The sequence below is a fragment of the Hymenobacter sp. AT01-02 genome (assembly GCF_000961955.2).
Classification (GTDB): Bacteria; Bacteroidota; Bacteroidia; order Cytophagales; family Hymenobacteraceae; genus Hymenobacter; species Hymenobacter mucosus.
On the sequence record NZ_JZIR02000028.1, the window covers coordinates 145050 to 160162 of the forward strand.

The 15113-nt window shown below is 56.0% G+C and carries 3 protein-coding genes and 3 pseudogenes; all 6 read right to left on the reverse strand.

All coding sequences use genetic code 11. From position 1 onward, the window contains the following. Positions 1–172 precede the first annotated feature (172 nt). Positions 173–7494: pseudogene (gene sprA / locus VI25_RS11410) on the reverse strand (cell surface protein SprA). Positions 7495–7726: 232 nt separating this feature from the next. Continuing rightward, positions 7727–8331, reverse strand: a pseudogene (gene ruvA, locus VI25_RS11420) (Holliday junction branch migration protein RuvA). A gap of 617 nt (positions 8332–8948) precedes the next feature. Then, a complete protein-coding gene (locus VI25_RS11425) occupies positions 8949–11192 on the reverse strand; it encodes an NADP-dependent malic enzyme (protein ID WP_152981585.1) in 2244 nt (747 codons plus the stop codon). Between the two features lie 236 nt (positions 11193–11428). Next, positions 11429–11866, reverse strand: a complete 438-nt coding sequence (locus VI25_RS11430) for a LysM peptidoglycan-binding domain-containing protein (RefSeq protein ID WP_055562505.1) — start codon at positions 11864–11866, stop codon at positions 11429–11431. A 128-nt stretch (positions 11867–11994) separates the two neighbouring features. Beyond that, a complete protein-coding gene (locus VI25_RS11435; protein WP_055562506.1) occupies positions 11995–13431 on the reverse strand; it encodes a lytic transglycosylase domain-containing protein in 1437 nt (478 codons plus the stop codon). 238 nt (positions 13432–13669) lie between these two features. Continuing rightward, positions 13670–15108: pseudogene (gatA, locus tag VI25_RS11440) on the reverse strand (Asp-tRNA(Asn)/Glu-tRNA(Gln) amidotransferase subunit GatA). Between the last annotated feature and the right edge of the window lie 5 nt (positions 15109–15113).

The following is a 15113-nucleotide window of genomic DNA, read 5'->3' on the forward strand; positions in this document are numbered from 1 at the left end:
CTGGCGCGTGGGTCAAAAGTAAAACTTAAATACCTGACCGCCGAAATAGTTGAGCCCGGAATTATTAGTAGTCCTGAACCAAGTGTGCGGGAGTAAACTACTAACCCGACTATACAGCAAACAGGCTTCTGGTTTCCCGGAAGCCTGTTTGGTTGTCGCTACTCTAAAAGCCTTATTGCGAAAGGCTGTAGCGCAACTGCACGCCGCCCTCCGTAGCCGTATTGCGGAAGGCATTAGCCACCCGCGGCGTAGTGATGTTCTGGGTGAAGTAAAACTGCAGGTTCAGGCGCTGATTCAAGATATAATCGATAGTGGGACGTAGCTGTAGCTGACGGGTGCCGTTGGTGGTTTGGCTAGAGGCCCGGCCAACGCTGGTAGTCGTCACATCGAGAATGGTACGCTGCACGGTGTAGGTGTCCCGGATGCTGAGGTCCAGACGAGCATTGATTTCATTGCGAAGTACCCGCTGCTCGCCCCCAATGCGGAAGGGCAGTTTGAGGCGGTTGGTGGCATATCCAAAGCCTACAATAATTTCAGAAGAGTGGAGCTCGGTTACCTGCGCATTGGTCGTGCTCAAGCCAATTGTCCGGTCAACGCGGTATTCCAGGTTGCCCGTGGTTTTGCCGTTGGTCTGGAAGTTTAAACCAATGAGAGGGGCAAGACGCTCCGCAATGGTTACCTGGCCTACTACGTAGTACGGGATAAACTGCCCGCTATTATTCGTTAAGTAAGGGAAGTCGTCTCCATCCAGCTCGTTTGTATAGTCAGCGGCTGTGTTATAGCCATTGATGTTATAGTTGGAGGTGTAAGCATGTTTAATAGCAATAGAGCGGAAGTAGCGCTGCATGAAGGGCAGATTGGCTAGTCCGTTGTACTGAATATTCCAGTTGGGGATGGGTAGCAACGAGAACGGGTCGAAGCCCTTCGCCTTATACCCATCCGACGACTTACCCCGGTAGGCATCTATAAAAGCTGGGATAAGTACGTCCTGGGAATTGAAGCTGTAGGAACCAGGATTGGTATTCTCACTCTCTAGCCGTTGCTGTATGGTGCCCCGGTTATTAACGAAGCGTTGGAAGGCTTTAGACGTTTCCCCATTCGCGCTCAAGTCGCCAAACAGCGTTTGGATGGAAATGAACGAAGTGCTGAACGTGCCTGACCCTAGTGGGCTGCTTGGCGTGGCCTCGTCGCTAATGGGCAGCAGCGTGTTTTCATCTACCACTCGCCGGTAGAAAACTTCCCGGTTGCGCACCAAGTTACGGCGAGCATCCAGCTGAATGTTGAAGTCGCGAATGGGCTCTAGGGTAGTGCGTAGCGTGAGGTTTTCGGTAAGTAGGGAGCTAAGCGGCGTGTTCAGGTACTGGCTCTCGCGCGTGTACCACCCGTTGTCGCTGGCGCGGTTATACAGCGCGTCAAGATCGTACTGCCTGCCTAATAGGAAGGGTACGCCAGGCGCGTTGAAATCACGGTTCATCCCAAAGAAGCTAGTGCCCGGTAGGTAGCCCGGGAGCAAGGTGCCATTGCTGCGCGCATATGTGAAGTTGAGCGAGCGAGCTGTCATTAGGGAGCGAAGAATAGCTTTCAGCACGCGTAGCTCCGGGCCCTTGGTCGAGTCCTGCGCGGCTGTGCCTGGTGCTTGACCAGGAGCACGCCCCGGCTGCTTGGCTACGCCTGCCTCCTGACCCCGTGGCGCCGGGGCCGGCGCGTTGTTGATGATGTTGAGGAAGCGCACCTTGTTGTAGAGCTTCACCAAATCAATCTTGCCATTGGCCGTTAGCTCCCCGTTGTTTTGGATGGTATTACCCAGCCGTAGGTTGGTGCTGTCAATGGGGTTGATGAGAGCGGTAGATGCCGCCTGCCACGTGTAGTTGGCCTGGTATCGAATATCGGACGAAAGCCAATCGGTGAGGGGGAATTTTTCCAGTGGTAACCGGTAGGTAGCCGCTACGGTCTGGAAGAAATTAGTCGTACGCCCACCCTTTAGCAGGTTGTCGCGGATGATGTCTCGGTTCTGCCGCGAAATAGCATCGTCGCCAATAGAGCGGCCCAGTCCTTCGTCAATCACCGAGCGGTTCGTGGCTGTGTAGTCCAAGGCCAGGGCCTGGGTTAGGTCCCAGCGCATATCATACACCCGGTTTAGGAAGAACGACTTCTGGAAGATGGGAGCAATACCATCAGTAGTAGGTACCTGGCCCGGCTCTAGTGCCCGTTGCAAGAACCGTTCGTTATAGCGGCGGTCCAAGTCGGCCCGGAAGGAGAAGCGGGAAGGCAAGGGTGTGAAGTTCACTTCCTGCAACATCTTCAGGTAGGGCGAGTCGAAGGCCTTTACCTTCGCCAGCGGCGTGTAGTTCTTAGGCGTTGTTTGGTACACATAGGCCAACGCCCCCGTATAGGTACGCGTGTAGTCGCGGTCCGTATTAATGTCGGAGTGCAGGCGCTCGGTGTAGGAGTAGCTGAGCGCCAGGTTTTCAACGTCGTAGGGGCGTACTTTTTTATCGGGGTTCGTGCGTTCCTTACGTACGTTCAGCAGGCTGATGCTGCGCTGGCTGGTTTGGTCGATGACTTCTTTGCGGTACGCAGCTTTCTCACTCTGCGTCTCAAACTTCTGCAACGACTGGTCGAGTCTGGTATCAGGATTCAAGGGGTCGTACTTCGGCGCACGGCTTTCTACCCCCGCCTGCACGAGCACTGGCACGCGCAAGCCAAGCTTCTCAGGGAAGAACTTGTCGGCCGCAATTGTGGCATTCACATCTCCACGGGCAATGTTATCGATGGAGCGTTGCTGTGCTTTGTCTTGGAGCCCACCAAAGCCGGTAGTGATGTAGCTGCCGCTGGCCGTTACGTTGGCAAGATCGGCCAGCTTGGCATTGAAGCGGGCCGTGGCCGCCCAGCCTTTTTCATTTTCAAAGCCAAACACGCGCAGTTCGTCGGCCCACAACGTCAACGACTTGGGAGCATTGTCGTCGCGCGGGTTCAGCATGCCAATCATTACCCCCTGCACTGCCGAAAGATCAGGGTTACCCACCACCGTAATGGTAGCCCCGTTGGGCAGCGTCCGAACGAACGGCACGGCATACGCCGCCGAGCTTGCCGCCCCTTCAGAGCGTGCGGCTTTTGTATCGATGAGGTCTTGCAGCGTGAGGTCGATGCGGTTCGCTACCGGCCAAATTCTGTCCACCTCTGTTGCGGTGGCGTTGGGAGGGGTGATTTCCAAGGGCACCGAGTACTCGTAGTAGTTCTGGGTGTAGTCGGTGCCAATGCGCACAAAGCCCCGGACCTGTCCACTCCGTACGCTACGGTCATTGCTTTCCGCGTGCATAAACATGCGCAGCTTTTGGTAGCGGAGCAGGTTCAGGCTTACGTTTTTGTAGGCCGCTTTGGCAAAGCCATCCCGGAGACCATCTACTGTTAAGCGTAGGCTTTGCTCGTTTTGTTCGCGGTTCACAGTACCCGAGCCATACTCCCGGTCGCGCTGAATGTTTGGCGGCAGTACGTAGGGAATAGCATCGGTGGTATTACCATCCGTGCTACCGTTCTCTTCAAGGCTTACCGTCGAAATATCGAAGGCATCAGCATCCGTGTCGGGGCTGATGATAGGCTGAGAAGGATCAGTAATCTTGTTGAGGTAGCGGCGCCACTGGTTAGCCACAAACTGAGGCTGCACCATGCGCAGTACCACGGGCTGCTGCCATTGGGTGAGGTACATGCGCAGGAAGCGGATGGACTTGTAGCCAAAGTTTTGGTTGTTGTTGCCCACAACGGCGTCCGGCTGGCGAATTGGCACCCGGAACTGATACCAGCTTACCTGGTCACCGTTTACCTCCCGGGTAATCTTATCCACAATGAAGTTTTGCCCCACCGTGAGGTCCTGCTTGCGCACTGAGAGTTTGTACTCGTAGTACCGCTCCGTGTCAGAAATCACGTTGTCGCGGTTCAGGTCTTCTTTGTCGGGGTAAGCAGTAGAGCTAAGCTGGCTGCCCTCGGGCGAGTTGTTTTCTAACCCGTTGAAGTTCTTGTAGCGGGCCAGAATTTTAGCGTTGGCTTGGTCATAGGCCTCCGCCAAGTGGTGTAAGAAGTTGTCGGCGGCTGGGTCATCGAACCCCGCGTAGGTAGGAGCAACTCCCGTCAGGGCTTTTTCTTGGGCACTGTTGATACCATCCAGGCCAACGTCTTGGCGGGCGCGGGCACCCGATGCCGCATTAAAGGCATCCGTCAGGAATTGCTGGCGCGTAGCTAGTCCCCACGGCGTCGGGTTCGTGTCGTCGGGGTTAGGAGTATCGGTTACGGGTAGGCCGTTCTCAAACTCGTGTTGGTTGCCGTCCTTCAGCACATCTTCCGATACCGAACCCAGGTTGATGAACAGGTCGCCACCGGTGGTATTAGGGGCATCATGGCCATCGGAGTCCGTGATATTGGCCAATCCGTCCGGGCTGTCAATGAAGGGGTCCATGAGCCAGAACTCCAGGTATTCTACGTTGGCATTGTCGAAGTCCGTGTCGAAAGTGATTTCGCGGGAGATGCCCCCGTAGCGTCTGGCATTGGCCGATGGACTAACGTTGCTGAAGCGTCGCCCGTTAGTAGCCGGGTCCACGTCAGGCGTGTAGTTGTACTGCCCGCGCTCATCGGGGAAATATGCCAGGTCTAGGGTGTACTCGTAGGCGTTGCCGGTGGTACCTACGTCGCGGTTAGGGAACACTTCCGTGCGCTGCACCCCCCGGATGAAGTGGTTCCGCAAATCACCAGTGCCAATGTTTTGCGGGCGGCTCTGGCCACCGGTGTAATATGTCTGGTCAATGGTGTACCAAGCCAGTTTAGCGCGGCTGTAGGCCGAGGCGCGGTCGGGTAGGGTGCCGCCCAACGCCGGGGGGGTAGAGGCAAGACGCCACACGGTAGCGGCGTTCTGCCCACCCAGAACGTAGGGAGTGCGGGAATTTTCAAAGTCATCAAGGTAAGAAACCCCATTTTCGCCGCGCCCAAGCTTCGACTGACCGGGAAGTAACTGGGCAAACTCCCCGCTGAACGCCACCGACGATGGCTCCTTGGTGGAAATCAGGGGCAACATATCCAGGTACTTCGTGATGGCTCGTGACTCGCGGCGGGCATTCACGTCGAAACCATAGATGGTATTGTTGCCGGGTTCGTCGCCGATGTTTACCCGGTTGATGCCAGGGGCTTGGTTCTCCGTCAGGTGCAATACCGTAGCGCCAAAGTTGACGTCGGAATTTAGGCGGTAATCAAAGCGGGCTCCCAGCAGCTTGCGGGGTTGCACTTGCACCAGGGCTGTTTTCTCAAACTGCACCCGGAGCTCATTGGCTGAGTTCAGGTAGCTGGGGTTGAGAATTTTGACAATGGCTTGGTCGTAGAATACTTGGTAGTCGGCGCCTTCCGTAAGCAAGGTGCTACCGGCGTACACCCGAACTGAGCCTTGGGCAATGCCAATGCCCGGCAGGTTAATTTCGTTGGTAGCAGTAGCCTGAAAGCGGCCCCGCAGGAAAAACTTGTCTTTCTCCTGGCGTTGCTGGGCGTCGCTCTGCACTTGCGTGTACAACTCCCGGTACACATACTTGCGGGCTAGGTCGCGTTCGGCGGAGTTGGAAACCGTATCCGCAAACTGCGACGCCAGGTAATTGCCAAAAGGCTGCACCTCAGGGAAGATGATCTTGCCTAGCTCAGTATCAATGGTAATACCCGGAAAGAAGTCAAAGTTACCGTCTGGGTTCCGGTCGTTGTTCGGGTTTACATTATCGAGGTTGAAGACTTCGATCAGTGGCCGGTTTTGGAGGCGCGCCCCTTCCTTCAAGGAAATTTGGTCTACGCCGGTTACGTCGTCCTTATAAACTATCTGCAGCTGGAAGTTGTCGCGGTTGAGCTGACTAGCGTTCAGGGGATAGATGTTTTTCATCATCAAATCCCAGGTCGGCAGGTTGCGCGTCTGCAGGTTGGCGTTATTCTGGTTTACGCTGGGGTCGGAGGTAGAAACCAGTCCTACAGCAGGGTTAGTAGCTTTCAGCAGCTTCAGGAAAATTACCTGGTCCTGGCTACGCCGCTGTTGTCATCTAGCAGTTCACCTACCCGATAGGTTTTACCGTTGTAGATGTACTGGTACGCAACGCCCAATACCTGCTCAGGCAACAGTTGGGTGTTCAAGGATATGTAGCCCAGCTGCGCGTTGTAGGTGTACTCGCGCGCATCAAGCTTGCGGGCCCGCACGTGCTCAAAATCTACGTTTTTCTGCAGGCCCAGCGTATTCAGGTAGCTATCTACCGTCAGGTCACCGCGAGCTTGCAGCGGATTTGCCAGAATCGTGCTAAACAGGTTGTTAGCCGAGTTCTGAGCGGGCGCATTCGGGCCAGGAACTGGCGTTTGCAGGTAGGTGCCGCGGTAAGTACGCGAGGGCTCGGCCAAGTCCATAAGCGGCACTACGTTGCGTAGGTTGTCGCTTTGGCGGTTGTCGTTGGTTACGTATACATCCAAGCGCGTAATCTCCACGCCACTTTGCACCGTAGGCAGGCTGCGCAAGGCCGCATCGTACCGGTCGCGGAAATACTGCGACAGGAAGTAGTGCCGGTCTCGCTCGTACTGGCTGGCCTTGATTTCAAACTGCCGGCTTTGTCCCCCATTCTGAATGCGCACTTCATCGGCTTGCCCGCGCAGGGTACTAGCTACCGCCGTCACTCCCAAACGACCAAATTGCAGTTGGGTCTTGATGCCAAATAGGTTCTGGCCACCCGTAATCAGCGAGTTGTTGAGCGGCAACGATACATTACCAAGCTCCACCTTACGGATGATATCGGTTTCGTAGCCCGTATAGTCGAGCTTCATGTTGTTCTCGAAATCGAAGGCCGCGCGGGTGTCGTAGTTAAAGGTAATCTTCAGTTTCTCCCCAATCTGCCCCGTCAGGTTGAGGTTAAGGTTCTGGTCGTACTGGAAGTCACCTATGCGCTGTTGGCGAAGGGTGAGGGTTGGGTTTTCATTGCGGTTGAAGCGCGCGCCCATGCGCAACGTCACCGAGCCCTGGGGCCGGATGTCTACGTAGCTCCCCCCAAAAATGCGGTCGGCCATGGGGCCAAGGTAGATTTTGGGAATCAAGCGGCGGCTTTGCGGCGTATTTGCATCACCGGCTACTCCGCCGGCCGAACGTTGTCGGAAGTAATTACGTACTGCCTGTTGTTGCTGCCAGCGCGAGTACTCCTCGAACGTCATGCGGCTGGGGTCCCGGAAGTCTACTTCTTGCCCTACCCGCTCTTGTACGTCGAAGTTCTTGAGGCTGTCATCGGGGCGCACATCTAGCTGTACGTTGTTCGGCAAGGGCAACACCAGCGGAGAACGGCGCCGTTGCGGCGAAAACGGCGTGCCAATGCGGTCCTGAGGGCCCACGCGTGGCCGCGAACTAGGCTGGTAGCGAGTGGTATCGGTGCGCGGGGTATCGGGCATGATGGGCCAGAACCGGGTACTGCGCTGCGAACCAGGCAACCATGCCCAAAGCTGGCGCATGGCAAACGGCTGGGCTCCCGAGTCGAGCGGCTTTGCCTGCGACCACCAGGCCACCAACGACACAACCGCCACTATAGAGGTAGCTAGGGACTTCTTACCTGTATTCAAGAGTCAATAAACCGTCGGGAAAGGGGAGGGAAGTTCGGTTTGCAGCGGGCAGTCCGGTTCTGCGCAAGGGCACCAAGGCACCCCTGTGCAAAGCCAACAACAACCTGCTACGGCCGCTACTTTTCTAGTGAGACTTAAGAGCAAATTTAATCAATTCCTCTACGCTCAGGTCGTTACCGTGCTTATGCTGAATTTGGTCGAGGGTTTTCTCGGCCGCTGCTCGCGCAAAGCCTAGTGTTACCAATGCGGCTAACGCTTCCGAGCGGTTGGTATTGTGTGCCTTCGCCAGCGGCACCGTATCGATGCCGGCTTTTGCCAATAGTTCGTCTTTGCGGAGCTTGTCTTTCAGCTCCAGCACTACGCGTTGCGCCGTCTTGGGGCCTACCCCTTTAATGCTTTGAATGGCGCGCACATCCTCCTGCACAATGGCCTGGCGAATCTCACCTACGCTCATGCTGCTTACCATCACAATGCCCGTACCAGGCCAATGCCAGACACCGAAATTAGCTGTAAAAACAGAGCCTTCTCGTTAGGATCAAGGAAGCCATACAGGGTTTGGCCATCCTCTTTGATGTGCTGATACGTGTACAGCTTCGCCTTCTCACCCTCGGCGGGTAACTTAGAGTAGGTGGCGAGAGAAATCTTTACTTCGTAGCCAATTCCGCTGACGTCAAGAATGGCTTGGGCGTGGTCCTTATAGGCGAGCGTACCGTCGATGTAGGCAATCATGCAAGATATGTGTAAAGGGCAGGCACTGCTCCAAAGGTCCGGAGCCGCACAACAATAGTACCTGGAGTACAGGCAAGAGCCTCGTACTGGTCTGTATAAGCAACACCGCGTACCCCGGATTCTTTCCCAAATCTACTGGCTTTTTGCTCAAAGAAATTGGTTTTACCAAAGAATCGTCGCCTTCGCCAACCTGAATATTCTTGCGTAATAAGAGGCTAATAGGGAGGTGCTTATGCTAGATGTAACAGACTGTATAGTAGCTATATGGCTGTCTTCTACTTGCGCTAATAGAATACAAAGGATAGCAACGCCTTTTAGCACGGCCTCGGAGAAGAACAGCAGGTGCGTTGCGGCTAGCAGGTGCGCTTTGGGGTTCTTATTCCCTGTCCTCACATCTGGTAGTCGAAGTAGGGTAGGTACTGCTCAGATAAGAGTAGAGAGAAACTTAATACAACGATTACGTGCTGCTCTGTAAGTTGAGGGAAGCCAGCCACCGCGCCGCAAACAGAAACGCGAGGAACCTGAACGGCCTTTCTTGAGAGAAGGCCAACTCAGATTCCTCGCGCTGTGCAGGTCTACTACTGCCTACAACCCTTTGCCGCCGGGCTGCTGGGCATCTACCACGCAATGGAAGCCATGTTCACGATTTCGCGTACAGAGGCGCCGAGCTGCAGAATGTGCACTGGTTTGCGCATGCCCATCAAGATCGGCCCGATTACTTCGGCGCCGCCAATCTCTTGGATTACCTTGTAGGCAATGTTACCGCTAATCACGTTCGGAAAAATGAGCGTGTTGGCGCCACCTGTTTCAGCCAAAGGCGAGAAGGGGTACTGTTCCCGTAGCAGCTCTGAGTTAAGAGCGGTGTTGGCCTGCATCTCGCCATCCAGAATCAGCTCGGGGTAGCGTTGCTTGGCTAGCTCAGTTGCCCGCCGAGCTTTATCAGGCAGGTCGCCGGGGTTTGAGCCAAAGTTGGAGTAGCTGATGACCGCCACGCGGGGCTCCACATCGAAGAACCGCACGGCACCCGCCGTAAGACCAATGATGCCCACCATTTCTTCGGCCGAAGGGTCAATGTTCACGGTGGTATCGGCGAAGAAGTATGGGCCCTTCTTGTGCTGGATAATGTACATGGAAGCTACCCGCTTCACGTCATCGGCCACACCAATCACTTGCAGTGCCGGCACAATGCTCTTGCCGTAGTCCTTACTCAAACCCGTGATGAAAGCATCAGCTTCGCCGGTTTCTAGCATCATTGAGCCGTAGTAGTTCCGCTCCCGTAGTAGGCGGCGGCCTTCGTAGAGCGTAATACCGCGGCGTTGGCGCTTCTGGTACAGCAACTCAGCGTACTCCTCCCGCTTAGCTTCTTCCTGTAGAATATCAATAATCTGACAGCCTTCTAGGTCGAGGTTATTTTCAAGGGCCAAGCGCTCAATCTTCTGGCGGTTTCCTAACAGAATGGGCAAGGCAATGCCTTCATCATGCAGGATTTGCGCCGCCTTGAGAATCTTATAGGTGTCGCCTTCGGCGAATACGACGCGCTTGGGGTTGTTGCGGGCGGCCTGCGTAATGCGGTTCATCAGCTTCTGATTGACGCCCAGACGAGCACGCAACTCATCTTCATACGCAAACCAGTCGGGAATCTGCACGCGGGCCACGCCGCTTTCCATGGCGGCTTTGGCTACCGCCGGGCTTACCGCCGTAATTAGGCGCGGGTCCAGGGGTTTGGGAATGAGGTAGGTGCGACCAAAGGTGAGCGTGTTGTCACCGTAAGCCTTGTTTACCATATCCGGCACTGGCTCCTTCGCCAGATCCGAAAGTGCCTTCACGGCGGCCAGCTTCATGGCCTCGTTGATTTCGGTGGCGCGCACGTCCAGGGCCCCACGGAAGATGTAGGGAAAGCCCAGCACGTTGTTGACCTGGTTGGGATGGTCGGAGCGGCCGGTGGCCATGATGATGTCGGGGCGGGTGGCCATGGCCACCTCGTAGCCGATTTCGGGGTCGGGGTTAGCCAGGGCAAACACAATGGGGTTGTCGGCCATCTTCAGCAGCAGCTCGGCTGGCAGCACATTGGCCGCCGACAAGCCCAAGAACACGTCCGCGCCTTCCATGGCCTGGGCCAGCGTGCGAATGGGGCGCTGGGTGGCAAAGAACAGCTGCATGTCGGCCAGGTCCGTGCGCTCGGGTGTGATGATGCCGTCCTTGTCGAACACTACCACGTTTTCCCGCTTTAAGCCCAGTGCCAGGTACAAGCGGAGGCAGCTGACAGCCGCAGCGCCTGCCCCACTGACGACCAGCCGAATGTCCTCGATGCGCTTACCTACTAGCTCAAGACCATTGAGCAGAGCCGCCGACGAAATGATAGCCGTGCCGTGCTGGTCATCGTGCATGAGGGGAATGTTCATCTGCTCGCGCAGGGCCGTCTCAATGCGGAAGCACTCGGGGGCCTTGATGTCCTCCAAGTTGATGCCCCCGAACGTGGGCTCCAACGACTTGACGATGCGGATAAACTCGTCGGGGTCGGTGGCGTCAATCTCAATGTCGAAGCAGTCGATGCCGGCAAACTTCTTGAACAGCACGCCTTTGCCTTCCATCACGGGCTTGGACGCGTCGGGGCCGATGTTGCCCAGGCCCAGCACCGCCGTGCCATTGCTGATGACGCCCACCAGGTTGCCCTTGGCCGTGTACTTATACACGTCGTCGGGGTTGGCCGCAATGGCTTTGCAGGGTTCGGCCACGCCGGGCGAGTAGGCCAGGGCCAGATCGAGCTGGGTGCTGACGGGCTTGGTGGGCACTACTTCAATCTTGCCGGCGGGCTCCTGCGAGTGGTAGTTCAGGGCGTCCTGTTTATTGATTTTAAGCATACTCGGGTGGCAACGGGTGAATACTCGGGTGGAGTATAATAGGGCAAGTTGGGGCGAAATCGTCCGGAATCAAAGTTTTAACAGACCAGCTACTGAAAAGCAAAGCCCCGTACCGGAGAAGTATGGGGCTTGTAAATAGCTCAGGATGAGGCCGTGTAAAGCTGCTGGCGAGTTGCTAATTGGAAGAAGCCTCTGCCTTAGCGTTCGTTCTCGTACTTATTTGTTCCTCTACTTTCTCAGCTAGCTACCAGTAGTTTCTGACCTGGCTTCACATCGTCGGATTTCAGATTGTTGAGCCGGCGTAGTTTTTCGACGGTGACACCTTGGTAGCGACGTGAGATATTATAAAGCGTATCGCCGGGTTGTACCAAGTATACTTTCGGGGGCAAGACCTTGCCGGTGGGCTCGGTCCGAGAGGCAGACGCTGAAGAAGCCGTGCGCGTAGGCTGAGCAGTGGCAAGGGCAGCAGTTGGCGGCGCATCGTCCGTTTGTGCTGGGGCGTGCAGAAGAATCTTTTGTCCGGGCATCACGGCCACAGAACTAAGGTTGTTCCAAGCCATCAGTTGCGCTACGGTAATTCCCCTTTCGCGGCCTATCTTCTCCAGGAAGTCACCCCGCCGTACTACATATTCCTCGGCAGCAGGTTCGGCGGTGTCAGGAGCGGTAGCACGCACTACCTCGGTGTTTTCGCTCCGAGTAGCCTTGGCTCCTGAGCGAGACCCGCGCTCTGGCTTAGTAGGCTCGGGAGCGGTAGTGTCTTCGGCTGTACTCGTTGCAATAAGCGGAGTAGTGCGAAGGACGCCTACCTTCCAACTTGGGGTGCCCGGCTTTCCATCGTTGCCGGTCGGCGTGCTGCAGATGCCACTGCGCTAGTTTCAGTAGGAGCAGTTGGCGGCAGGGGAACGAAAAGCACTAGTTGACGGCGGGGCGTTAACGGCTGCCCTTTGCGCAACTCGTTCCAGCGACGCACTTGCGCTTGGCTTACTTCGTACCGAGCCGCAACGGAAGCAATTGTTTCGCCCCGACGAACCGTGTGGCGGAGCCGACGGTAGCGGGGTTGCTCATCGGGGGTAGCTTCTCGGGGTGCGCCATTCGCTAGTAACGTACGAGTAGGGAAGGGCTCTACGCCACTGATGCGAACCGGTCGTGGGGCCAGAAGCGTGGGCAACTCCGCTGGCGGGCGACAATAATCGAATAGCGTAGCTCGATCTACCAAAGCCAAGGCTGGCCGGACGGCCGCAGGTAGCTGCACCGTATAAGGTCGGTAGCCTTCTGGAAGCCACGGCTTGCGTAATTCTGGATTCTGGCGCATCAGCGTCATAGAATCGGGGTAGCCACAGGCGCGGGCCAACCGGGTCAAGTCGAAGGCATGGCCACCTAATTGGAGGGTGTCCATAGTCTCGGCGTACTGGTAGCGCAGAGTAGGGGAGTGCAGCTGGTGCTCCTTGGCATACTTCATGGCATACATGATGGCCGTGAAGGTGGGAACATAGTTGCGGGTCTCAGCGGGCAAGTTTGCGTGTACGTCCCAGTACGTCTTTTTGCCAGTGCGGCGTAATACGCGCTGCATATTGCCTGCTCCCCAATTGTAAGCAGCTAGTACTAACTCCCAATCGTGAAATACACCGTAGAGGTAACGCAGGTGCTTGCACGCGGCTTCCGTCGCCTTCTCCGGATTCATACGCTCGTCCACCCAGTCGTCGCGGCGGAGGCGCAAGTCGTTAGCCGTAGGACCCATAAACTGCCAGAGCCCCGTTGCACCCACCCGCGACTTAGCCGTAGGAATCAGCGCCGACTCCACCACGGCCAAGTATTTCAGGTCGGTGGGTAGGTTGTACTTCGTTAAGTATTTCTCAAAGAGCGGAAAGTACAGGTTTTCGCGTTCCAAGACGCGTTGGGTATACCCGCGCTGTCGTTCCGTAAAGAGGCGTACAAACGCTAAGACCGACGGGTTGAAAGCATGTGGTACATCTGTCTCAAAGCACATGATTCGGTCTCCTACCAAGTCGCGCAACTCGGGTGGAGTGCGCATCCAGAGCAGTTTGCTGGAATCAACGGGTGCTACCACCAATGAGTCGGGGAGTAGCTCCAACTGTACCTGCATAGAGTCCTCCGCGGCGGGCACTGTACCCGCATTGGGAGGAAGCGGCAAGGATGGACGTACCTGAGCCGCCCCCGGACGAGCCAAAGAGAAAGCCAACAAAACAGGGGCGGCAGCGCGCAGCAACGACTTCTTCATCTTACATACTAAACTGGGGTAGATGATCCAGTAGGTGCAAAACGCTGACCATCAGACCAGCGCATCTTCAAATGTAACAACGGGCAGTGAAAAACTTACCTGCTCAGGTACAAGCCGAGTAAGGACCTAGCGTAAATACCCCGGAGGTACGCTACGACTTGCTAGAACCGAACCCTTAGATATCGTGATTCTACCAAGCCAGAGCATCTACCTCCGGGGTATCTATACGCGCTGTAAACTAGGCTAGCGCCGGAGCCAATGATTCCGTAACGGAGCCAGCAAAGGCAAGCAGATGCTCTTCGCGAAACGCTCCACTCAAAATCTGCAAGCCAATCGGTAGCCCTTGCGAGTCTTGTCCTGCTGGCACCGAAATAGCTGGCACACCTGCCAATGATGCCTGTACCGTAAAAATATCAGCCAAGTACATGGCAAGAGTATCCTTGTTCACGTCGCCAATGCGGAAGGCGGTGGTAGGAGTAGTAGGTAGAACTAAGAAGTCGTACTCACGCAACAACTCATCGGTTTTCTCTTTGATTAGCCGCCGTACTTGCTGGGCCTTGGTATAGTAGGCGTCATAGTAGTCGGCGCTGAGTACGAAAGTGCCCAGCAAGATGCGCCGTTGTACCTCGGGGCCAAAGCCTGGGAGCGGGTTTTCTTGTACAATGACTCCAGGTCGGTGGCATCCGAAGCACGGTAGCCAAACTTCACCCCATCATAGCGGCTCAGGTTAGAGCTGGCCTCGGCTGTGGTGAGGATGTAGTACGTTGGTACGATGAAGTCTAGATAGGGGAAATCTACTGCTTCAACCACATGGCCTTGCCCGCGCAGCACATCCAAGGCTTGCTCCGTAGCGGCTTTAATCTCGGGGTTAAGGCCCGGGCGTTCCAGGCAGTCGCGTATGTAGCCGATGCGGTAATGAGGCGCCGGCGTCATCAGTTCACTGTAAGCAGGTACCTCGCGCTGGCTAGCTGTGCTGTCGAAGTTGTCGGCCCCAGCCATCACTTCAAGCAGCAGGGCTGCATCTTCCACTGAGCGAGTCAGGGTACCAATCTGGTCAAAGGAAGATGCGTACGCAATCAGGCCGTAGCGCGAAATGCGCGAATAGGTAGGCTTGAAACCAACAATACCACAGAAAGCGGCAGGCTGCCGTACTGACCCCCCCGTATCGGAGCCGATAGACGCTAGACATAAGTCGGCTTGTACCGCTACGGCCGAGCCCCCAGAAGACCCTCCCGGCACGCGGTCGGGGTCGATTTCGTTACGGGCCGGCCCAAAGTAGGATGTTTCGTTAGACGCCCCCATTGCGAACTCGTCGCAATTCTGGCGGCCAATGAAAATGGCATCTTCATCAAGCAGGCGCTGCACAGCCGTACCCGTGAACAAAGACTTGAAACCATCTAGAATGTGGCTGCTGCTTTGCAGGGCGTGGTCTTTGTAGGCCAGCACATCCTTCAGCCCTACTACCATGCCTGCCAACTTGCCCGCCGTTCCGGCCGCTAGTTTGGCATCCACGGCTTCGGCTTGGGCAAGGGCCTCCTCCGGCCACACTTCCAAGAAAGCATTCAGATGGCTTTTGCGCTGGATGTTATCCAGATAATACTCCACGAGCTGGCGACAGGACAAAGTGCCTGCCGTCAGCTCGTTACGAACTTCCGTGAGAGAGGTAAAGCGTCTCAAATCAA

What these genes read in the sequence shown, in the direction of transcription:
- VI25_RS11425 (WP_152981585.1), bottom strand. Translation starts at nt 11,192, where the DNA reads ATGCTTAAAATCAATAAACAGGACGCCCTGAACTACCACTCGCAGGAG.
- VI25_RS11435 (WP_055562506.1), bottom strand. Translation starts at nt 13,431, where the DNA reads ATGAAGAAGTCGTTGCTGCGCGCTGCCGCCCCTGTTTTGTTGGCTTTC.